This is a genomic window from Pontibacter beigongshangensis (genome assembly GCF_014332515.1).
GTDB lineage: Bacteria > Bacteroidota > Bacteroidia > Cytophagales > Hymenobacteraceae > Pontibacter > Pontibacter beigongshangensis.
In genome coordinates this window covers 25678-48993 of record NZ_VFSD01000012.1, presented here as the reverse complement: position 1 = coordinate 48993, position 23316 = coordinate 25678, and the positions used below count along the sequence as shown (strand labels likewise).

General features: G+C 52.1%; 10 protein-coding genes. 6 read left to right on the top strand and 4 right to left on the bottom strand.

Going from position 1 to position 23316, the window contains the following annotated elements; genetic code table 11:
- The first annotated feature begins 3 nt into the window (after positions 1-3).
- From FJM74_RS11130 to FJM74_RS11115, 4 genes are all read left to right on the top strand, one after another.
- On the top strand, positions 4-3285 hold the full coding sequence (locus tag FJM74_RS11130; RefSeq protein WP_187262679.1) for a glycosyl hydrolase: 3282 nt from the start codon (positions 4-6) through the stop codon (positions 3283-3285).
- 438 nt (positions 3286-3723) lie between these two features.
- Positions 3724-5505 (top strand): FG-GAP repeat domain-containing protein, encoded by a 1782-nt coding sequence (locus FJM74_RS11125; RefSeq protein ID WP_187262678.1) that lies wholly within the window; start codon positions 3724-3726, stop codon positions 5503-5505.
- A 721-nt stretch (positions 5506-6226) separates the two neighbouring features.
- A complete protein-coding gene (locus FJM74_RS11120) occupies positions 6227-9376 on the top strand; it encodes a SusC/RagA family TonB-linked outer membrane protein (protein WP_187262677.1) in 3150 nt (1049 codons plus the stop codon).
- Positions 9377-9385: 9 nt separating this feature from the next.
- Positions 9386-11047: a RagB/SusD family nutrient uptake outer membrane protein gene (locus tag FJM74_RS11115; protein WP_187262676.1), complete on the top strand. Its 1662-nt coding sequence runs from the start codon at positions 9386-9388 to the stop codon at positions 11045-11047.
- Between the two features lie 291 nt (positions 11048-11338).
- Here FJM74_RS11115 and FJM74_RS11110 read toward each other — a convergent pair whose 3' ends face one another.
- On the bottom strand, positions 11339-12628 hold the full coding sequence (locus FJM74_RS11110) for an energy transducer TonB (protein ID WP_187262675.1): 1290 nt from the start codon (positions 12626-12628) through the stop codon (positions 11339-11341).
- On the bottom strand, positions 12615-13199 hold the full coding sequence (locus FJM74_RS11105) for an RNA polymerase sigma factor (RefSeq protein ID WP_187262674.1): 585 nt from the start codon (positions 13197-13199) through the stop codon (positions 12615-12617). Before FJM74_RS11105 ends, FJM74_RS11110 begins: the two co-directional genes overlap by 14 nt.
- A 203-nt stretch (positions 13200-13402) precedes the next feature.
- Between FJM74_RS11105 and FJM74_RS11100 the strand changes: the two genes are divergently transcribed.
- Together FJM74_RS11100 and FJM74_RS11095 are read left to right on the top strand one after the other, a co-directional pair.
- The gene (locus tag FJM74_RS11100; protein WP_241739079.1) at positions 13403-15310 is read left to right on the top strand and encodes a vWA domain-containing protein; all 1908 of its coding nucleotides are present in this window, start codon (positions 13403-13405) and stop codon (positions 15308-15310) included.
- Positions 15311-15872: 562 nt separating this feature from the next.
- Positions 15873-18425, top strand: a complete 2553-nt coding sequence (locus tag FJM74_RS11095) for a PAS domain S-box protein (RefSeq protein WP_187262673.1) — start codon at positions 15873-15875, stop codon at positions 18423-18425.
- Between the two features lie 382 nt (positions 18426-18807).
- On the opposite strand, the gene FJM74_RS11090 is transcribed toward FJM74_RS11095, so the two are convergent.
- A complete protein-coding gene (locus FJM74_RS11090; RefSeq protein WP_187262672.1) occupies positions 18808-20691 on the bottom strand; it encodes a rhamnogalacturonan lyase in 1884 nt (627 codons plus the stop codon).
- Between the two features lie 569 nt (positions 20692-21260).
- Positions 21261-23234 (bottom strand): rhamnogalacturonan lyase, encoded by a 1974-nt coding sequence (locus FJM74_RS11085; RefSeq protein WP_187262671.1) that lies wholly within the window; start codon positions 23232-23234, stop codon positions 21261-21263.
- Positions 23235-23316: the final 82 nt, after the last annotated feature.

Below are 23316 nucleotides of genomic sequence, written 5' to 3'. Positions count from 1 at the left end.
AATATGCAACGGTACATTCTTCTGTCAGCCCTGGTTGCCCTAACCCACTTTGTTGTTGCTCAAAAACCGGGAGGCGAAAATCTTGCTGTTGCCCTGCAAGGCTTCAACAATGTGCAGGACAGCGCCCGCACTAAAGTGTGGTGGTTTCATGGAGAGACAGAAACTACCAAAGAAGGTATAACGGCCGACCTGGAAGCCTTTAAGCGCGCAGGTGTTGGTGGTGTGGTGTATTACGATCAATCGCATGGGAAGGCAGAAAATGCATTGCCCGGATTTTCGCCTGAGTGGTGGAAAATGCTCCGGTTTTCGGCCGAAGAAGCAAAACGCCTTGGACTGTCATTTGAAATCCACCTCTCCAATGGCTATGTTGCCGGTGGCCCCTGGGTTACGGATGAGTACGGCATGAAGCGACTCACAGCCACCGAAACAGTAATTAGCGGTGGGAAAGCTTTTGCAGGAAAACTGGAAGAGCCTGTTAACGCGCACGGATTTTACCGTGATGTGGCCGTGCTTGCTTTTCCTGCTAAGAGTGGTGCAGGCGTAAGTTCATCCACAGTACCATTCAGTTTGCATTCCAATGTAGCCGGCATGGATTTCGCCCCTATGTTCAATCCTCAATCTGCTTCACTAACCAGAATATCTCCCAAAGAGGGCGGGGTTTTGGTTGATTTGAGCTTTTCCAATCCGTTCGAGGCCAGAAGTATTTCCTACCAGGTGCAGCCAAAAGGAAAAGCTACCACCAGCGCCACCAACGTGCCCGGGCCACCGTCAAACACATTTGTCGGCACCGGTTACCGGGCTCTTCCTGATCTGGGGCAACTGGAAGCTTCTGATGATGGCGTTCATTACAGGAAAGTATGCGACCTCAAGCCAATTTACAGGGCACATGAAAGCTGGAAACAGAAAACCATCTCCTTTCCTGCCATCAAAGCAAAGCACTACCGGCTTAGGTTACACAACTGGTGGGAACAGAGCGAGAAAAATAAAGATATGCTGTTAGGGTCCGTGACACTGAACGCTGCCGCCAAATTGGACCAATGGGAGGAAAAGGCCGGGCTCTTCTCTGAATACATCGAAGCAGACAAAACCCCGGCCTATGCTCCTGCCGAGAGTATCGACGCAAGAAGCATTATTAACCTTACCGGCAAAATGGATGCTGAGGGGGTTCTACGCTGGGATGTTCCTCCGGGAAGTTGGGTCGTGATGCGGTTTGCCTATGTGCCTACCGGAGCGAAGACCAAGCACGGCCGGACAAATCTGATCGGAAGGGAATGTGACAAACTCTCGGTGCGGGCAGCCGAACTCCAGTGGGAAAATTATGTTGAGAAAATAGCAGACTCGCTCGCTTTTACCCAAAGTGGTAGCCTTTCAGGCGTTGCCATGGATAGCCACGAGGCCGGCGCACAAAACTGGACCGACAATTTTATCGATGAATTTACAAAGAGGAGGGGCTATGATCCCACTCCATTTCTGCCTGCCATGATGGGCTACGTCGTCAACAGCGTAAAAGAGTCTGATGGCTTTTTGTTTGACGTGCGGCGCAATATTGCCGATATGATTGCCGATAATTACTATGGCACCTTTGAGCGGTTGAGCAAAAGCAGAGGGTTGACCTTTACTGCCCAGGCCATCGGCAATGCCTTGTGCTTTGTAGGAGACCCGATCCAGGCGAAGAGCAAGGTAAGTAAACCTCAGGGAGAATTCTGGGCCATCCACCCCGAGGGCAATTACGACATAAAGGAGAGCTCTTCTGCCGCGCATCTTTACGGCAAGCGAATAGCCTCCGGCGAGGCGTATACGGATGCAAAATACAGCGCTTCTCTGGCCGACTTAAAATCGCTGGCCGACTATGCCTACGCCTTTGGCATCAATGAATTTGTTATCTGTGCTTCCGCCTATCAGCCCTGGCTTGACAAGTTGCCGGGCAGTACCGGAGGCGGCCGGCACTACGCCATAAACCGAAACAACACCTGGTGGAACTATAGCCGCCCGTTTTGGGATTACCAGGCCAGAAATGCCGCCATTCTGCGCACAGGCAAATCCTCCATCGACCTTTGTGTCTACTTGGGTGAAAATGCGCCTGTAAAAATTCTTACCTACCGGCTGCCTGACATTCCCGGCGGGTATGATTTCGATGCTTTTACAACCGATGCCCTGCTTACCCGCATGGAAGGAAAAGCAGGGAAAATCATGTTGCCGGATGGCGTAAGCTACAACATGATGGTACTTCCCCGAAACGGCGACATTACCTTGGAGGCCCTGCGAAAGATTGCCTCTATTGTGGAAAAAGGAGGAAAAGTTTATGGGCCCAGACCGCTGACATCCGGATCTGCAGGAGATGTAGGAAAAGAACAGGAATACAGAGAAATCGTAGCCAGGTTGTGGGGAAAGAGTTCTTCTGAATCAGGTGCCCGCACCTATGGCAAAGGAATGGTGTATTGGGGTATGCCGCTGGCTGAAGCTATTGAGAAAGCAGGTATGAGGCCCGATGTGGCCCTGGCATCCGGAGATACCAAGGCAAACAAAATTTACTTTGCCCACCGAAAACTGGCAGATGCGGATATTTACTTTCTGGACAACCATAAAGATGCGGCAGAGGAAAACCTGTTTACGTTTGCCGCTGCCGGAAAGCAGGTGCAGCTATGGAACACCGTGACGGGGGAACGCCTTTCCCTGCCGATTCTGAAAAGGGATAAAAAGTCCGTTTCTGTGCAACTGAATCTGGCTGCCCGCGAATCTTGTTTTATTGTTGTCACAGCTCAGAACGATAAACTTCTGCCATTCTCCCCGCCAAAGCCTGCAGGTAAAACCGAAGTTATCAATGGCGGTTGGAATGTCCATTTTGATGAAAAATTGGGTGGACCTGGAGAACGAACATTGGAAAGGCTGCAAGATTGGACAGCCTCCGACAATCCACAGATGAAATACTACTCCGGCACGGCTATATATAAAAAAAACATATTCATTGATCCTGCAGACGATGACATCTACCTGGACCTTGGCAACCCCGGATCTGTGGCACAGGTGTTCATAAACGGGAGGGAGGCTGGCATTGTATGGTGCTCTCCCTGGCAACTGCGAGTTACAAAGTACCTGAAGAAAGGAACAAATGAAATTGAGATTCACGTGGCCAATTCACTCATGAACCGCATGATCTATGATGCTCAGGTGCCGGAGTCTGACCGCATTACCTATGCCTTTCCGGCGATTGCCTCCTCAGAGGATGCGCTGGTGCCGTCGGGCTTAAAAGAAGTGAAGCTGCACCGTAGCGTACGTTCCAAGTAGGTTCTTAAGATACAAGACAACTACGAAAACACAATAGGATCCGGCAAAAGGGAGCACTCTCCGCAAAGCTGTTTATAGCTCTCGCAAGTTTTGGTGCTGCTGGTTCTCCCTATCCGAAGGTCGGCAACAGTGGGGCTTGCAGGAAGTGCTTGGCCCTTGTAAGATAACTTAAGAATCTTTGCAGAGGTTGATAATCAGTATTAACCTGATCCAGCTGGCATAGCAACTCCCCTTCTGTTTCGGGGGCATCATGCAACGATTGGATTTAGGTTGAATGGCACGCCTGAGGTGTGGTCTTTAAATCATTGATTAGGGTCTATTCGAGTGTCCGGAACGACCATAAACAACTTCAACAGTCTGTCATTCTGACTCAGATAACCTGCTCTGTAGCCATCAATACGTGCTGCGCAAGCTGCGTGGCCTTTACCGTTGTACCATATGAAAAGAAAGCAGATACTTCTTGCCGCCATTGCCTGCAGCTCCCTGTTAGCCGTGCAGGCCACCCTGAAGCAGCAGCCGGTAAATCAGCCACAGAAGGCCGATTCCATTGAAATAATTCGGGAATTGCCAGCCACCGTCATCATCCCGGCCTCAGATTTTCTGTATGACCTGCCCAAAGGAGATATCATCGCAGATGCCGGTATGCTGAAGGCTCCCTGGCTATTCAATAATACCGCTGTGATGCTTAAATCGACTACCAACCTGCTCACGCAGGTGCAGGTGCCGGAGGCGGGAACGTATTATCTCTATGTCCGGAGCCAGGGCGAGGACAAGGGATCTTTTAAGGTGGCGGTGAACGATCAGGTTACCTCTGAAACTTTTGGCAGGGGAGAGCTAACGTGGAAAAAGGGCGGCTCCTTTAATCTAGAAGCCGGGAAAGCAGTTGTGAAAGTTACCCGCATCCAGCGAGGTGCTGCCGTAGATGTGCTGGTGCTGAGCAAAGACCCCAACCTGACGGAGGAAGATATCAGGCCGTACCAGCTGCACGAAGAAGTAAAGCTGCTGAAGGAGTATAAGATACCGGAATCGAACGCAGTGAAGTTTGGCGATGTAAACGGGGATGGCCAGACAGACCTTCTGGTGCTGACGCGTGATTATTCAGCCCATATGATTGACCACAGCGGCAAGGAGCTCTGGTCCTGGAAAGCGCCGGAGGAATACACCAAAGAGCGGTCTGAATTCGAGGCACCGGGCGTGCTCTGGGATTTCGACCGGGACGGCAAAGCCGAGGTGGTGCACTGGCGACAACTGGAAGGCAAAGAGTGGCTCGTGATCGCCGACGGGCAAACCGGCAAGATTAAGCGCAAAACTGAGTGGCCCACACAGCCACTGCCACATGTCTACAACAACTTCCGGCTGGCCATCGGCAAGCTCAGCAAAGGCCAGCCAAACCACATCGTGGTGTTTACCGATATGGGCGGCACCATTAAAATAACCGCCTTTTCCGACAAACTGAAGAAGCTTTGGGAGCACACCGAGAACCGTAAAAAAGATAACCTCGGCCACTACGTCTACCCGGTTGATCTGAACAAAGACGGCATAGACGAAGTGCTGGTAGGTTCGCTGCTGCTCGATGCGAAAGGCAATAAGATATGGGACCGCTTCGCGCTGCTCGACGATAACCACGACCACGCCGACAGCTACAGGTTCGGCGACGTAGACGGAGACGGCAACCTGGATATTGTAACGGCCAACAGCGAAACCGGCGTGTTTGTGTACAATGGCATGACCGGTGAAATACTCTGGCAGCAGGTGGCGGAACATGCGCAGCAGATACAGGTTGGCAATTTTCTGGAGCAGGGGCCGGGGCCGCAGGTGGTGGTGGGCGGCAGAACCTACGGCAACAGACAAGTAAACGAACCCTACCTCTCGAGCCAGCTCTACTGGTTCGACAACCAAGGCAAGCTACTGCAAAAGTGGCCCGGTAACCCCATTAACGGCAACCCTGACTTTGTGAAAGGCAACTGGCACGGCGATGGCAATGATGAGCTTTTCTGGTTTAAGTTCAGGCTCAACAAGCAGGGAGCAGGCGAGCTTTATTTTCCAGACCCGGTGTTCCACATGTTCGATTTTATGGGCAAAGGAGCCGAAGAGGTGATCACCCTAAGCCGTGGCATGCTGCGCGTGTACGGCTCCGGCAAAGCCACCTACAGCAACCGCGACAGCAAGAAAAACCTCGATTACCTGAAAAGCAGCGTCGTGAACCACACCCATTACTGAGCAGTGGCTGCTGAGGCTTCGGAGGGCTAAATTGATTCAAATTATTTTTTTGGAGTGGCAGCATCGGCAGGACCTGTTCTGCTTTCTGCTGCTGCACCTGGTTTGCCGGTGCTGTGAAAAAGCGCCTGATGCTGGCTCACTCATATCCTGACTATGTTTGCTGAAGGCGGCCCCGCACAAAAGGGAAACTGCTTCCTGTGAGCGAGCTTCTTATCAGGCGACTGCGCCTGCAACTCTTGTTAGAAATAGTAGAGCAGATTTGTCCCCTGCTGAAGCTGTTTTCCGTACACCTACTCAATTACCTTTCCTTTAATACAGATACTGCGTCACTTCCAAAGGCATATCCATATGCCGGTACCTCAGAATGCGGCCATGAAATATGATTTTATAAATAATTTTTGCCTGTCTGAAGTTGAGTTTGTTCGAATGCAGGCTCCTGAGCAGGTTACATGCAGGATACTGCAGGATGGTGCAGGATATGAATATAGCTGCGTTCAGGTAGATTTATAAGAATTTTCAGATGTTTAAAGAGATGAAACAGGTTTAGACGCATGTTTTCGTCATCTGATAATCAATTTTAATCTAAACTTTGTCATAACATGAGCTAAACGATCATGACGCTGTAACTTGCTGAACCTGATAGTGTTAGCGTGTATTGTGGTGAGCAGAAAGAATTTTCGGAATTATATTTCAGAATAAGAGCAAACTTAAACATAGAAACATGAAAAAAAGAGTACACTATGCGCAATACATGCTTTTGGCGCTGCCCCTGCTCGGGCTTGCCCCCCAAAGCACCCAGGCTGCAGCATATGCCTGGGAAACAAGCGATGCCAGCCTTAACCTGCGCCTCGACAACTCCATTAAGCAATCTGGTGTAACGGTTTCGGGCAGGGTTGTTGGCGATAATAACGAAGGGTTGCCGGGTGTGGCTATTCAGATTAAAGGAACCACCCAGGGAACCACGACCGATTTAGACGGTAATTTCCAACTGGCAGTGCCGAATCAGAATGCCGTGCTGGTGATTTCCTATGTAGGATACACCCCGCAGGAGGTTCCGGTTCGCAACCGCTCCACTATTAATATAACCATGGCCCCCGATGTAAAAGCGCTGAAAGAAGTGGTGGTAGTGGGCTATGGTACCCAGAACAAAGCAGATGTTTCGGTGGCGGTAGGTAGTGTGGCCGGTGAGGCCATTGCAGAGCGCGGCACGGTAAACCCGCTGCAGGGGGTGCAGGGGCAGGTAGCCGGTGTCGATATTTCTTCCGGCTCCGGCAGGGCTGGCTCTAATTTTAGTGTGCAGATACGCGGGCAGAACTCGTTAACCAATGCACAGCCGCTCTATGTGGTAGATGGGGTGATTGTACCGGACATCAACTTTCTGAACCCACAGGACATTGCCAAAATGGACGTGCTGAAAGATGCGGCCTCTACTGCAGTTTATGGCTCGCGTGGTTCTAATGGGGTGGTGATCGTTACGACCAAACAAGGCACCGGCGTAAAAGGCGGCACTAGTATTTCGTATGACGGCTATACCGGTATCCGGCAGGTGGCCCGCATGCCCGATTTTATGGAGGGCGACCAATGGTGGGAATTTCGTCAGAATGCCTATATCGTGCCGGAGCTAATTGCCGGCAACAACAACTACCCGAGCACCATTGGTGGTGCCGAAAACCCTGCCGTGGCGCAGATCCTTGCCGAGAAAAAGTACACCAACTGGCGCGACCAGGTGTTGCAGACTGGCAAGCAAAACAACCACTGGCTGACCGTGGCCGGCATGAGCGAAAATAACATGCAGTATGTAATCGGCGCAGGCTACCAGAACGAGAAAGGCAACTTCATAAACGATAACTTTGAGCGCTACAACTTTAAGGCCAGCGTAGACCATAAAATAAGTGAAAAATGGGCTGCCGGCGTAAACTTTAACTTCTCCCTTTCCGAGATTGAACGCGGCAGCGACCTGGCCGTAACCAATGCCTTCCGGATGGCCCCTATCTTCTCGCCTTACGATGCCGAGGGCAACCTGGTATTCCGGCCAGGGCAGATTCCGATTCCGGGAACGACCAACGTTACCAGTATGACCAGTTCCGTGAACCCGTTGGTAGATAATGCCAACTCGGTTAACAATTCGAGGAGATACTTCGGGGTTGGTAACCTGTATCTACAATACTCTCCGGTATCCTGGCTCGATCTGCGCTCTACCTTTTCGCCAAGTGTATCGTTTTCCAGGCAAGGGCGCTACTGGGGACCCATGACGGAATCGCGCGGTTTACAGGCCGGGGCTGCTGAGCTCACGCGGTCAGAAAACTTCTCCTACATTATGGACAACATCATTACTGCCCGCAAAGAGATAAACGAGCACAGTTTTACCTTTACAGGCTTGCACAGCATGCAGCGGGATCAGTCTGAGACAAGTTTTAACAGGGTAAGCGGTTTACCTTTTAACTCTTCCTTCAACAACCTCGAAACTGCCTCCTTACGGGAGCGCTCCACCAGTGGGTACAGTGAGTTCACTATTTTGTCTTTCATGGCCAGGATAAACTATGCCTTTAAAGATAGGTATCTGGTTACATTGGCCAGTCGCTGGGATGGTTCTTCTAAACTGTCTCCCGGAAATAAATGGGCATCTTTCCCATCAGTGGCATTGGGCTGGAGAATATCGCAGGAGAATTTTATGCAGGATATGGGCTTTGTGTCTGATCTGAAGGCCAGAGTTAGCTTAGGCTATTCCGGTAACAACAACAACGTAAACCCATATGGTACTCAAATGAACCTCAGTAGTCCTACCTTCTACGACTTTGGTGGTGCGTTGGCTTTGGGCTACACGCCAAATCAACTGCCAAACCCTTCGCTAACATGGGAGCGAACCCGAGAGTTAAATCTTGGGCTGGATTATGGCTTTCTGAACAACAGAATTACGGGAAGTGTCGATGTTTATAATAAGCTTTCGGAAGGGTTGATACTTAGAAGACAGATTGCACTAGAGAATGGATATCCTGATGTTATAGACAACGTCGCCTCTGTGAAGAACAAGGGTGTGGAATTATCCTTGCGAACAGTTAACGTATCTACCGGAAGGCTTACCTGGACAACAACCTTTAATTTCTCCAGAAACAAAAACGAAATTGTAGAGCTCTTGTCAGGCAAGGAAGATATGCGGGGTGATGCCTGGTTTATAGGACAACCCATAAATGTAAACTATACTTATATCTTCGATGGTATCTGGCAGGAGAATGAGCGGGATCAGGCAGAAGTGTATCGCCAGATCCCAGGCCAGGCCAAGGTAGTGGACATCGATAACAACCAGGTTATCAACAACGAAGACCGAGCAGTAATTGGCCAGAAAGATCCGAAATGGGTAGGAGGTTTCTCTACTCAGGTAACTTTCCTGAACTTTGATCTGTCTGCTTCTCTGTTCGGCCGGCAGGGGCACCAGGTGTATAGCCCGTTCCATGCCGAATTTACGAACATGGCAGACCGGGGCCGTAATAAACTGGATGTAGACTACTATATGTCGCCAAACAATGTAACTCCAACAAGAGCCTCTAACTCGTATCCGCTGCCCGGCCGGCCAGGTGATTATTGGAGTCTGGTAGGGTATTATAAAGATGCTTCGTTCTTTAAAGTGCAGAACATATCGTTAGGCTACAGCCTGCCGGCAGCCTTGCTGGAGCGTGTGCGCCTTAAGGGCCTCCGTATCTACACCAATATCTTGAACCCCTTTGTCTTCACTGATTATGATGGCTTTGATCCGGAATATGCCGCTGGCTTAGACCCGACTACTACCACTATAAGGAACAATACAAACGGTAATCTGAACAACACAGGCCCTAGCTCTATTGTTTATCAGTTTGGTGTTAACGTTAAATTTTAATCTAAAGAAATGAAGAAGTTTAATATACTAAGTCTGCTAGTGGCAGTAGTTGTTCTGGCAGGCTGCAATGATTTTCTGGAAGAGGAGAATAGATCCAACATAGAGGCCGATGCCTATTTCACAACGGCAGAAGGGTATGAAAGAATTGTGAATGCTTCGTATGCTTCGCTACGGCCTGTGTACACAGACCCCTGGGTATTTGCCGCAGGCACAGACATGTATGTGGAGGGCCGGGATGCCCAGCCAAAGGGCATAAGCGAGTATCGTGAGTTAAACCCCGAAGATGCCGATATCTTAAACTTCTATCGTAGGGTATATGCCGGTATTCAGGTTTGCAACAACGCGCTCTATTTTAACGAACTAACAGCACCTTCGGCAACTATTGCCACCAGAAAGGGAGAAGTACAGTTTTTGCGGGCATACCATTATTTCCTGCTGGTACAACAGTTTGGTGGCGTGCCATTGGTGACCGATCGCTTTTCTGCCCCGGTAGATGCTTTCCCACGAAATTCGGCCCAGGAAGTGTATACGTTTATCATAAACCAGATGAACGAGGCGCTGGAACTAGTGCCGGAAACTACAACTGAGTTTGGCCGTGTTACCAAGCGCGCCGTGCGCCACTACCTGGCCAAAGCACATCTAACCCGTGGCTACGAAAGCTTTGCCGCCCCCGACGATTTTGCCAAGGCTGCCCAGTTTGCCGATGCTGCCATTGCTGGCCAGGCGCTGAGCCAGTCTTTCGAGCAACTGTTTTTCCCTGGCAACGAGCGCAACCCTGAGATCCTGTTTTCCATACAGTACGATGCCGGATCAGTGGCTAACCCCCAGAGCACAGGTAACAGCCAAAACTACTGGTACGGACCCTATATGGGTGGCCAGGGAGCAGCGCAAGGCTATCCGCAGCGTGCCTACCGCCTGGTGCCAACCATGTATACCTTCGATGTGTTTACAGAAAATGATGCCCGATTCGATGCCACGTTCATGATAGAGTTCTACCAACGCTATTACGACTATTATGATAAGAGCACGGAGCGCAACACATTGAACGTACGCTTCTACTACGCACCAAAATGGGCTAACTCTCCTGAGGCCATTGCAGCCTGGAAGGCAGCAAACCCTGACCGACGCAACGGAGCACAGGTTATACCTTATTCTCCGGCCTGGGAAGCCAATAACAGCACTGCCCTCGATAATGCCACGCCTGCCATTAAGAAGTTCGATGATCCTAAGTCTGTGTTTGGAGGTGCCACCAGTACCCGCGACATTTTCCTGGCACGCCTGGGCGAAACATACCTGATTGCAGCAGAGGCTTATTTTAAGTTAGGCGATAACGGAACAGCAGCCGCCCGCATTAACGAGGTAAGAAGAAGAGCTGCCAAACCGGGTGCCGAAGAGGCCATGCGAATTGAACCTGCCGATGTAACTATTGACTTTATTCTTGATGAAAGAGCGCGTGAACTGGCTGGCGAGTATCACCGGTGGTTCGACCTGAAGCGTACCGGCACCTTGATGGAGCGCACGCGTCTCTATAACCGAGACATCAGAAACTGGTACAACCGCGGGTTCGATCCGTTTCAGGGGCAGGATGGTGCTTTTAAAATACTTCGCCCTATTCCAGCAACTGTGCTGCTCCTAAACAATGCAGATGTTCCACAGAATCCTGGGTACTAAGTACATAACAATACCGGTTTTATTAAAGCCCGACAGCCGGCTCGCCTTATCTAGGGTGGGCCGGCTGTCGGGCTTTTGAGGTAGAGCAAAACCAAATTATGTGAATGAAAATAGCCCTCCAGAGGCTCAGACTGCTGCTACACAAATAACCACGCATCTTTTAAACTAACCCCCCTCAGCCCAAGCCCACACGGCTGATCATGATCCCAAATCAATCAACAATCAACCAGCAGCAGCAGACAGCTCCGGAGGGCTGTTTTCATTGGAATAATTGAGGCGGCACTCCTCCTGCTACGGCTTAAACCGAATCGAGACTTTTACCTCCTGTGAAACAGGACTGCCGTTGATGGTGGCTGGCTTCCAGGAGGGGCCTTCTTTTACCAGGCGTATTGCCTCGGCATCGCAGGCAGGGTGCAGGCTCTTCAATATCCGGAGATTGCCTGGTAGTCCGGCAGGCGTAACGGTAAATGCCACTTCTACCTTGCCCTTTACGCTGCCTTCTCTGGCTGCATCAGGGTATCGTAAATTTTCTTTGATGTATTTGTTGAAAGCTCTGGTGCCTCCAACAGGGCTGGGGGCTGCTGCTTCGGCGGCGCGGGCAGTTCCGTAGCCAACTACAACCACCTCGTTCAGGGCGCTGGCGCTGGGGAACAGATTAACCTGCACCATGCTGGTGCCGGGCCCAACGGTAGTCTCGGCAGGCTCGTAGCCAATGTAGTTGAACACAAGGGTGCCGCTCTCGGCGGGTGCAGGCAAGGTAAAATGACCATTTACATCGGTAGAAGCGCCGGTATTGGCACCTTTAATCACCACGGTTACTCCAGGCAGACCTTCTCCACTTTCCGACAGTACTTTGCCGGTTATTTTTCTGCTCTCAGGAGCTTTTGCCAGTCTGCTGGCTGCTGCTCTTGCTGAAGTTGCGGCGAGTGTGCTCCCGCTGGCGGCAGGGGGTTGGCTGGCGGCGCTATCTGTTTGAGTGTCTGTATTTGCCTCTGCCAGGGCAGGAGCATCTTCAAAAATAAGGGTGTGCAGCGGCTGTGGGGCTGTGCTCTGCGTAGGCTTGGTGCGTGCCTGTGGCCGGGCTGTGGCAAGGGGAGGTGCCGGTTCAACTGCGGCGGGCAGCGGAGCTACAGCCTCCTGCGTAAGCTCCTCTGATGCCGGAGCAGGCGTAGCCGGAGAAATTTCAACTGGTTGTTCTGCAACAGTTACCGCAGCAGGCCGGTCTTTGGCCAGCTGGGTGTACTGGTAATAAACAACCAGCGCCAGCGAGCAGAGTAATGCCACTATGGCCGCAGCTGCACGCCAATCGAGCAGAGGCATGGCCGGCAGCCGGCGCTTCTTTTTGGGCTGTTTCAGGTTCTGGAGTCTGAAGTTAATGGCGTGCACCGCCTTTCGGGTGCTGGCACGATCGGCCAGCATCATGCCCTCCACCACATCGGTGCAGACATCACAGGATAGCAGGTGCTGCTCCAGCTCCTGGCTCAGGGCAGAAGGCAGGGCATCTTCCTGGTACTGGCGCAGCTCCTCCAGGGTAGGGTGTTCTTCGGTTCCCCAGGTTAGTTGGTTGTTATGGCTGCTCATGATGATTTTCCAGGTAAATTTTCAGGTTTCTTCGGCCGTTCTGTATATAGCTTTTCACTTTGGGGAGGTCGGTTCCGGTAATGGCGGCAATCTCTTTATAGCTCTTTTGCTGCAGGTAAAACAGTTCGAGGCAGGTTTTTTGTTCAGGCGGAAGCTCTGTCAATCCTTTTTCCAGAATCTGCAGGGCCGCCTCCTGCTGATCTTCCTCCAATAGATGCAGGAAGGAGGTCGATTCCATAAGCAGAGCGGTCTTGTCATCCACTCTAACCTGTTTGCCATTGCGGCCGCGGAGCTGCAGCAGGCAATGGTTGCGGGTGGTTACGTGCAGCCAGCTCTTAAAATTAGTTATCTGGTGCTTCCTGAGCAGCTCTATCAGTTTCTCAAACACCTGCATAGTGGCGTCTTTGCTGTCATCCTCGTCTTTCAGATACTTCAGGCAGATGAGATAAACCATTTCGGTGTAGCGCTCAAACAGTTCTCCCATGGCCCGCATGTCGCCCGTTTGCTGGTACTTGTGCACCAGCTCCAGGTCGCTCGGGGGCGTCGGTTTGGAGAAAAGCTTTAGAAACATCGGGCTATAAAATGCAGCGCTTCGGGCCGGCATATTACCAGGCGAAGGCAATTTTACACTAATACGGATTTTTTGGGCTGTTTGGCAAGAGCTGCCTTAAACCCTGCCCTAACCTAACGAAAATTATTCAAAAGAAAAATCATAAGCGGATGTGCAAATTCACCTGATGCAGCATCCTTATACAAACCTTAACAAATAAAACTATGATCAGACACGCTAATATGCTCGCCCTTGTGCTAAGCCTCCTCATGCTTGGTACCTATGTGTTTGCCCTCCAGACACAGGACAGAATTATAACAGGCAAAGTAACAGCAGCCGATGATGGGCAGCCTTTACCTGGTGTTGCCATCACCGTGAAAGGCACCCGGGTAGGAACGGCCACCGATCAGAGCGGGCAGTATAAACTGGTAGTGCCAGCCTCCCGCAACGTGCTGGTGTTCTCCTTTATAGGTTTTAAGACCCAGGAAGTAAAGATTGGGACGCGCACCAACATAAACGTGGCAATGCAGCCGGATAACAGGGCGCTGGAGGAAGTAGTGGTAACAGGGTATGGGACCCGGAAAGGAAAAGCTTCGCGACTGGCCACGGTTACCGAAATGCAGATGAGTGCACCGGCTGCCGTAAAATATACCAGCCCGGTTATAAAACATGATAGGGAAACGGTTGGGGATACCAGCTTCAACACCGAAGAATATGATGCCGTGCACGAGAATCCTTTTCTGGTGGCTGTCCGCAATCCACTCTCCACGTTTTCTATCGATGTAGACAATGCCTCTTATAGCAATGTGCGGCGCTTCCTGAGCATGGGGCAGAAGCCGCCTAAAGACGCCGTTAGAATAGAGGAGATGGTCAATTATTTTTCTTACGATTACCCGCAACCCGAAGGGAAGGAGCCCTTTTCGATTACCACGGAGCTTGCTGCCTGCCCCTGGAACGAGGAAAACCAGCTACTGCACATTGGCCTGCAGGGGCGCCACATTCCGCTGGAGAACCTGCCCGCCTCCAACCTGGTGTTCCTGATAGATGTGTCGGGCTCTATGGACGAGCCTGCCAAGTTGCCACTCGTAAAAGCCGGCTTTAAATTGCTGGTGGAGCAGCTGCGGCCCCAGGATAAGGTAGCCATGGTGGTATATGCCGGAGCTGCCGGCCTGGTACTCGCCCCAACTCCCGGAAACAATAAAGCAAAGATTATGCAGGCTATCGATAACCTGCATGCAGGAGGGTCCACGGCAGGAGGAGAAGGCATAAAGCTGGCCTATAAAATAGCGCAGCAGCAGTTCATAAAAGGCGGCAACAACCGCGTGATCCTGGCCACCGACGGCGATTTTAATGTGGGTGTGTCGAGCAATGCCGAGATGGAGCGCCTGATAGAGGAGAAGCGGGAGTCGGGCGTGTTCCTGACGGTACTGGGCTTTGGCATGGGCAACTACAAAGACTCCAAAATGGAAACCCTCGCGGATAAAGGCAACGGCAACTACGCCTACATAGACAACCTGCTGGAGGCGAAGAAGGTGTTCGTGAATGAGTTTGGCGGCACCCTGTTCACCATTGCCAAAGACGTGAAGCTGCAGCTGGAGTTTAACCCGGCCAAGGTGCATGCCTACCGCCTGATCGGTTACGAAAACCGTGCGTTGCGCAACGAAGATTTCAACAACGACAAAAAAGACGCCGGCGAGCTGGGCTCCGGCCACACCGTAACGGCTCTGTACGAGATCGTGCCCGTAGGAGCCCGTTCTGCTGCCGCTATACCCGCTGTCGTAGATGCGCTCAAGTACCAGCAGGCACCTGCCACCACCACGGCCGCCAACTCCAACGAAGTGCTAACCCTGAAGCTGCGCTACAAAGAACCAGATGGCGATAAGAGCAGCCTGCTGCAGCGCACTGTGCCGCAAGGGCTGGAGCCGGCCGGCCGCACCTCCGATAATTTCAGGTTTTCGGCTGCGGTGGCTTCTTTTGGCATGCTGCTCCGCGAATCGGAGTTCAAGGGCAGTGCTTCTTATGCCTCGGTGCTGCAACTGGCCGAAGGAGCCAGAGGCAAAGACCGGGAAGGGTATCGGGTGGAGTTCATCAACATGGTAAAGTCGATGGGCTTGCTCAGTAGCGGCCAGTAAAGAAGGAACTGGTAAGGGTTTCATTTTCCTTTGGCGTTGGTACAGGCCGGCACCCGGTATTTACATACAGAAGCCCCTCCAGAGCAGCAGCAGAGCCTCAGGAGGGGCTTTTTGATTAGAATAATTGCCCGGAAGCCGGCAAGCCCTATAGGAAGGGGCACAGCACCTAAGCGCCCTTTGTAAGTTGAGATGAACCATGGCGGCACCTCCGGGCAAAGCCAGAACGAGCGCCCCTGATCCAAAAGCGGACCGCCGACTGTCAGCATGGTCCGCTCTGCGCCTCTGCTGCCTGTTAATAGTGGTGTCGGAGTGCCTTCGTTTTAGCTAATTAATGTGGGTGGTACCTGCTGCCCGCTTGCTGTTTTACGATTGCCACTAACCAGGTTTCTGTTGTGGGTAATTGTAAAATAGTAAGTTGTGCAAAATTGAATTTATTGTAATGTCCTGTTGTATTTACTGTTAATATCCTCTAATTTTAAAGGACTGAAAAAGACAGATATAAATTTATTTATTTAATCTGGATCAGATTTATTTTGATTTTTTATGAGTAAAACATTACTTAATGAAGATTGATCGGCGGAAGGGAGTACTGGAGCGGGCAGTAGAATATTCGCTTGATCTGGTCTGCGCGCTCGATAAGGAGGGGCGGATCTACCAGGTTAACGAGTCCTGCAAATACGTGCTGGGGTATGAAAGGGAGGAAATGGAGAACAGAAGTTTTCTCAGTTTTATCCATCCCAGAGATTACGAGGCCTCCCGGGCTTTTGCCAAAGATCTTCATAATACCAGGAAGAAAGGCTATTTCGAGAACTGCTACCTCAGTAAATACGGGCAGGAGGTGCTCCTGCAGTGGTCTACGGTTTGGTCTGAAGAAGATGAGCTGTATTTCTGTATAGGCCGGGATATAACAAAGGAGAAACGTGAGCAGCAAAGGCTCCGCGAAAAAGACGAACTGCATAGATCCCTGATTGAGCATGGCGCTGATATGCTGGCCCTGCTCGACGAGCATGGCAATTATCTGTACGTAAGCGATTCTACTGAAAAAGCGCTGGGCTACGCGCCCGAACAGATGGTTGGCCAAAATGCACTCAGCTACATTCACCCCGATGATCTGGCTTTTGCCCAGGCATCTTTGGCCGAAGTGCCCCTGAAGGGGTGTGTAAAGGTCTCCGATTTCAGGTTTAAGGCTGCAGACGGGCAGTGGCGCTGGGTAGAGACGGTAGTGAGCGACCAGTTACAGAATCCTGCCATAAGAGCTTTTACGGTGAGCTCGCGCGACATAACGGAAAAAAAGGTCAACAGCATAAAGCTGCTGGAAAGCGAGCAGCGGTTCAGGTCTATGTTCGAGAACAACCCGGACCTGGTCTTTTTTGAAAACGCGCACGGAGAGATTCTCGATGTGAACCCTGCCGTGCTGCTCACCTTCGGGATAGAGAAAACAGACCTGGTGGGCCGCTGTATCTTTGACCTGCTCTCGCCAGAGGTAAAGGAGGTTTGCCAGCAAAAGCTGCAGGATGCCTGCGAGGGCAAATTAACTCGCTTTGAAATCGAAACAGCAATTTCCGGCTCCGGACCTTCAGACGCGAGAGTGCTCGACATCACAAAAATTCCTGTAAAAGTAGGTGCTGAAGTGGCAGGCGTGTACAGCATTGTTAAAGATGTTACCGAGATTGTTCATTCGCAGGAAATTATAGCGCAGCAGGCCCGGAAGCTGAAGATCATTTTCGAGAGTATTACCAATGCCTTTTTTACCCTCAACAAAAACTGGGAGTTCACGCACGTTAATACTGAGTTTGAGCAGATATTAGGTATTAGCCGGCAAGAGTGCCTGGGGCAAAACATATGGGACCTGTTTCCGGAAGAAGTAGGAGGCGAGTTCTACAGGCAGTATCATAAGGCCGTTGAAACCGCAGAAACAGCGCACTTTGAGGCCTTCCTGGAAAAGAAAGGGAAATGGCTGGAGGCGACGGCTTATCCTTCGGAGGAGGGGCTTGCCGTTTACTTTTCTGAAATTACCCACAGGGTGCAGGCAGAGCAGGAGCTGAAAAGGCTGTCGCTGGTGGCCAGCAAAACAACCAACGGCGTTATTATTATGGATGCCCGGGGGCGAATTGAATGGATAAATGAAGCCTTCAAAAAGTTTTCGGGGTATACGCAGGAGGAAGTGCAGGGGCAGATACCTGGCGAACTGCTTTCAGGACCGGAGTCAGACATGGGCGCGATTGAGGAACTGAAATATAAGTTAACCAGGGCTGAGCCGGTAACCATGGAACTGATCAACTATCTCAAATCAGGAGAAAAAAGATGGGTGCTGGTGGAGATAACGCCGGTAAAGGACAATCATGGAAAGGTGCTGCACTTCATCGTGATCCAGACAGATATAACGGAACGCAAGGAGGTGGAGGAAAGGCAGCTGAAAATGACCCGGGACCTCTACAAGCAGAACCGCGACCTGCAACAGTTTACCTATATGGTGTCGCACAACCTCCGGGCGCCTGTCGCCAATGCCATGGGGCTTGCCAGGCTCCTGAGCAGAGTGGGCAAAAACGACCCGACCTTCGATAAAGGGCTCGAAAACTTGAAAACAAGTGTTTCGCAGCTCGACACGGTGCTGAAAGACGTGAACATGATCCTGTCTATTCGCGATAGCAAGGAGGAGGTAGAAAAAGAACCGGTAGAGCTTCTGACCATTTATCAGCAGGCGCTCGATAACCTGGGGGAGCAGCTTGAGAAATGTGGCGGCAAAATATGCATAGCCATAGAGGAAGGCTTCAGCCTGGTTGCCAACAGAGCGTACTTGTTCAGCATTTTCTATAACCTTCTGTCTAATGCGATCAAGTACAGGTCAGAGGTGCGCCCGCTTCAGATAAAGATTAGCTGCTACCTCAGCAAGGATAAGGGTACTGTTATTTCCATCTCTGATAATGGAAGCGGCATGGACATGAAGCGGGTAAACAATGATATATTTAATCTTTACAGCAGGTTTCACCCAGGCATCGCAGGCAGGGGCATAGGCCTGTTTCTAGTGAAATCGCATATAGAGGCCATGGGCGGAACCATAGAAGTTGGCAGCGAGGTAGAGGTAGGCACCCATTTTGTCATTAATCTGAATTAACTACTTATGTAGTCATCTCTTCATTTATAAACTCAAATTATTTAAATAAAAATAGCCCTCCGGAAGTTCTGCTGCCGCCGCCGAAGCTGTTCCTCCGCATGCGTACCATCCGACAGGTAGAAGAACACAAACATCAGCTTACAGGCACCGTGATGCTGCATTTTCCTGAAAAATAAAATATGCGCGTATTTGTGGCCGGAATATGCTGACCTACTCAAGGTGCGCTGTCAGGGGGCAGCGCACAGAAACTTAAAGCGAAGAAGCCAACGTCAATACCCGGGATTAAGAAAAACCGGAGCGCAAAAGTAGAGATTCTTTTGCGCTCCGGCCCGATTATAGAGAACAGTCTTAGATCAGGTGCCAAAGCCTTCACTGAAAAAGATTATCGCCTGCCTTTCTGCTGCGCTTCAGGCATTTTTACCATGATATCTGGTTTGGGTGGTTTGGCCATGCCATGGCCCAGGAAGTAGCTGGTGTGCGGGGGCTGGTTGTAGCCCACATTTTGCCAGGCAATGCTCAGGCGGTATTGCGGGTCGTGCATGAGCGTGTAGAGCCGGTGCTCGGTGGGAATGGTGGTGGTGAAAATGCGCAGCTCCCGGCTGTCTTCTGTCCGGAACATCACTTCTTCGCGCCAGTCGCCCAGGATGTCGGCGCTGAGGGCGGGGGTGGCTTTGGTGCCGTTGTTAGAGGTGCAGCCCTCGGCCGTGAACAGGCGCACAGCCGTCTCGTTTTCGCAGTCCCACTTGTCGATAAAGTTGCGGTCCAGGATCTCGCGGAGCAGGTCGCCATCCCACCAGATACCGAAATTGACTGACCTGGGGGCATTGCTGACACGTTCGCCTTTTACGTTGTACAGACCGCCGCTGCCGTTCCACCATAGTTCTGCGCCGGGGTTGCGCGGGTCGAGGTCGGCGGCCATGCCACGGCCTACATCTCTCTTTTCTTCGCCTCCCCAGATCAGGTCGCCCGTGCGGGCATTGAACAGGGCCACCCCGTAGCCTTGTGCCGCAATTCCTTCATCAGTTTCTATCTCGTGCACACCCCATACCAGCTGGTCGGGGTTGGCGGGGTCGAAGCGGCTCACGTGCAGGGCATCGCCGTGGCGCAGGCCGGTGGAGTAGATGCCTTTGCCATCGTCGTCTACGGCCATGGCGCCGTACACAATTTCGTCTTTGCCATCTCCGTCTATGTCATTTACGCTTAAGCTGTGGTTGCCTTGTCCTGAAAATGGGTTTTTACTGTTTTCGGAGTCGAACACCCAGCGGGAAGTCAGTTTGCCATTGCGCCAGTCCCAGGCGGCAATTACGCTGCGGCCGTAGTAGCCACGGCACATGAGCACGCTGGGCAGCTTGCCGTCCAGGTAGGCGGCCCCGGCCAGAAAGCGGTCTACCCGGTTGCCGTTGCAGTCGTTGCCGCCGTTGCCGCCCACGCCACCCCAGCCGCACAGGTCGCCACGGCCAACCAGGTAATCGGCGGTGGCCAGTGCTTCGCCGGTTTCGCCACTAAATACAGTGAAGAATTCAGGGCCCTGCAGTATTTTGCCGTCCGCATCGCGCCAGTCTTTGGTGGCGTCGCCTATAATTTTGCCTTTGCCATCTTTGGTGCCGTCGGCGGTTTTGCAGGCGAACTCCGCTTTGCCGTCCCCGTCCATGTCAATGACAATGAACTGGGTGTAATGCGCGCCTTCGCGTATGTTCTTGCCAAGGTTAATTTCCCACAAAAGTGTTCCATCCAGTTTATAGGCATGGAAAATGGGCTCATCGGTAAATCCTTTGGAAGGCGTGTCGCGGCTGCGGCCAGTCATGTGGATGATTACTTCGTAGGTTCCGTCGCCGTCCAGGTCGCCTACCGAGGCATCGTTAGCGGAGTAGCCCTGCGGCGTTTGCAAGGGGATGCTTAGGTATGGCTGCTCCCACACTACAGCTGCTTCTGAGGCTTCCAATTCCTTCTTTTTCAGCACAGGCTTCACAAAGTAGCTGTGCTGCTGCGTCAGGTCGGCTTTCGTGTCAACAAAATTGGTGCTGCCGGTGAGGGGCGCCTTGTTGAGTTTTACTGGTTTTTTGGTTCCTGTTTTCCGGTACAGGTTAAAGGCTGTTTCTTCTGGTTCGGTACCGAGCAGCCGCCAACCAACATACACGGAGTTGTCGGCATTTCGTACGGCCACCATGCCTCGGTTCAGGTACTCCATCTGCCGTTGGCTCCAGGCGTTTCCGGCAAAAAAATAGCACAGGAGCAGGGTAAGTGTCAATGTTCTGAGGTCTTTCATGATGGAGCGTATATTGGTTGAGCGGATTAAATTTGTTGAGTGTAGAATATAAGTAGGGGTATTCCTCTTATCATATTGCTATAAAGCAGGTTCCAGCTGTTATGGCTGCTGTTCTATCCGGAGCCCTCGAGCTGTTTTGTTCTATTAGCAGAAGTCTGAGCGCTCACGGCCGCGGGGCCTCGTCCCTAGCCATCGGCGCTGCACATCTTTCCTGCCCGCAAGCGGCCTGCCGCTCCCGCGACACCGGAAACCTGTGAGGCGCCTCAAGCCAGGGACTGGGTTCTGTTCGATAGCCAATTCTAATGCGAGGCAAATGCTTTGTTTAATTTATAATAGCTAGAGTCATACCTCAATCCAAATATCTTTCACTTAAATTATTAGAATGAAAAGGGCCTTCCGGAGGCTTTTTATTTAAGATACAAGAGATAGGACACAAGACGCAGGACTCTTTAAAAGCAAAGAGTTAAAATTTATAAGTTAACTGGTGCTTTTCGGGTCATCTTCAAATTTTAAAATCTCCTGATTAACCATTTAACAATCAGGAATAAACAATCAACAAGCAGATTTTTCTAATGAAATCGACCTTCCCGACCTTCTGCTGCCGCTGCTCCTGATGCCTTCCGTTTCGGGAAAACGATGTTTGGCCGGGGCGGCTTCTGCATGCCTGCCCCTATGAAAAAACCGGGGTGCGGCGGCTGGTTGTAGGCTACGTTCTGCCAGGCAATGGCCAGCCGGTACTGCGGGTCGTGCATGAGCGTGTACAGGCGGTTAGTGGCCGGAATGGTGCTGCTATAAATGCGCAGCTCTGAGTTATCGGCTGACCGCCAGATTATTTCTTCGCGCCAGTCGCCCAGCAGGTCGGCGGTGAGGCAGGGGGTGGCTTTGCTGCCGTTGTTAGCTGCTGCGCCTGTGGCTTCCAGCAAGGTTTGGGTGCTGCGTGTTTGCCAGTCCCATTTCGTGATCTGGGTTTGGTCTACCAGCTCGCGTAGCGGGTCGGCGTCCCACCAGGCGGCAAAGTTGGTGGAATTGGGTGTTTCGGGGTAGATGATTTCGCCGGTATCGGCCCGCCGGGTTCCGCCAGGCGCTCCCCAGCTCTCGGCACCAGGGTAGTTGGGGTCTATGTCTGCAGCCATGCCACGACCAACGTCTACGCCAGGGTTGTTGGCCCAGATAAGCTCTCCGGTACGACCATCGAACATGGCGGAGCCGGGCGTTTGCAGTGGAATGGTTTTGCCTTCGCTCTCGTGGATGCCAAACACCTCCAGGCCGGGCCGCGAGGGGAGCAGGTCGCCGGCGTGCAGCGCATCGCCGTGGCGCAGGCCGGTGCTAAAGAGGCCTTTGCCATCGTGATCGATTGTCATCGCCCCTACGCAAATTTCGTCTTTTCCGTCATCATCAAAATCGGCTACGGTTACCGAATGGTTTGCCATGCCGGAATAGGCTTGCCACTCCGGAAGCGCCGTGTCGAAGACCCAGCGCTGTGTCAGCTTCCCATCGCGCCAGTCCCAGGCGGCGGCTACGGTGCGACCATACCAGCCGCGGATCATCACGGCGCTGGGCAAGGAACCGTCCAGGTAAGCCACGCAGGCACTAAAGCGGTCGGCGCGGCTGGCGGTGCTATCGTTTCCGCCATTGCCGCCAATGCCGCCCCAGCCATCGAGCGGGTAACGGTCGGGCACATAGCTTGCTGTGGCCAGGGCGGCACCTGTTTTGCCATCGAACACGGTCAGGTACTCGGGGCCGCCGGCTACTTTGCCATACAGGCGGCTGTCGGGGGTATGGGTGCGCCAGTCTTTTTCTTTGTTGCCGATACTGTGGCCTGTTCCGTCTATGGTGCCGTCGGCGGTTTTACAGATGAGTTCTGCCTTTCCGTCGCCATCAAAATCATACACCAGAAATTGTGTGTAGGCGGCCCCGGAGCGAATGTTTTTGCCCAGGTCGATGCGCCAGAGCAGCGTGCCATCGAGTTTATAAGCATCGAGCAGTTGGTTGCCGGTAAGCCCCGTCTGCGGCGGGTTTCTGGCGTTGGAGGGTTCCCACTTCAGGATGATCTCGTATTCGCCGTCTCCGTCCAAGTCGGCTGCGCTGGCATCGTTGGCGTAGTAGCTGAATTTCCGGCCGCCAATCTCACCGCCAGCAGGGACTTGCAGCGGGATGGCGAGGTAAGGCTGCAGCGCTGGGTTAGCCTGAACGATAAATGCCTTGCTTGCCGGTTGCTCTTTGCCCTTCAGCACGGGGCGCACCACATAGGCATTTGGCTGGGTGAGGTCGGCGGAGGTGTCGGTAAAATCGGTGGTGGTGGCAATGGGCTTTTTGTTCAGCTTTACGGGTTTGCCAGCGCCGGTGCTGCGGTAGAGGTTAAAGGCGATTTCATCCCGATCTGTACCCAGTAGTCGCCAACTCACATACACGGAGCCCTGCTGCGGCACCGCTACCACCCCTCTGCCCAGGTTTTCCATAACCCGTTGCGCACTGCTGCCCAAGCTGCCAAGGAGCAGACAAAGCAGCAATAGTAAGTGGGGCAGGAGCCTGGTTTTCAGCATTCAATAGTAGCTTGTTAAAATTGGCATTGATAGTTATCAGTTACAAGGCCGAAATACTTCCTTATCGCGAAGGAAGAGCACC

Excerpts from the sequence above, each read along its gene's own strand:
- FJM74_RS11125 (WP_187262678.1), top strand. The coding sequence starts at position 3,724 with ATGAAAAGAAAGCAGATACTTCTTGCCGCCATTGCCTGCAGCTCCCTG.
- FJM74_RS11120 (WP_187262677.1), top strand. The coding sequence starts at position 6,227 with ATGAAAAAAAGAGTACACTATGCGCAATACATGCTTTTGGCGCTGCCC.
- FJM74_RS11095 (WP_187262673.1), top strand. The coding sequence starts at position 15,873 with ATGAAGATTGATCGGCGGAAGGGAGTACTGGAGCGGGCAGTAGAATAT.
- FJM74_RS11110 (WP_187262675.1), bottom strand. The coding sequence starts at position 12,628 with ATGAGCAGCCATAACAACCAACTAACCTGGGGAACCGAAGAACACCCT.
- FJM74_RS11130 (WP_187262679.1), top strand. The coding sequence starts at position 4 with ATGCAACGGTACATTCTTCTGTCAGCCCTGGTTGCCCTAACCCACTTT.
- FJM74_RS11090 (WP_187262672.1), bottom strand. The coding sequence starts at position 20,691 with ATGAAAGACCTCAGAACATTGACACTTACCCTGCTCCTGTGCTATTTT.
- FJM74_RS11115 (WP_187262676.1), top strand. The coding sequence starts at position 9,386 with ATGAAGAAGTTTAATATACTAAGTCTGCTAGTGGCAGTAGTTGTTCTG.
- FJM74_RS11100 (WP_241739079.1), top strand. The coding sequence starts at position 13,403 with ATGATCAGACACGCTAATATGCTCGCCCTTGTGCTAAGCCTCCTCATG.
- FJM74_RS11085 (WP_187262671.1), bottom strand. The coding sequence starts at position 23,234 with ATGCTGAAAACCAGGCTCCTGCCCCACTTACTATTGCTGCTTTGTCTG.
- FJM74_RS11105 (WP_187262674.1), bottom strand. The coding sequence starts at position 13,199 with ATGTTTCTAAAGCTTTTCTCCAAACCGACGCCCCCGAGCGACCTGGAG.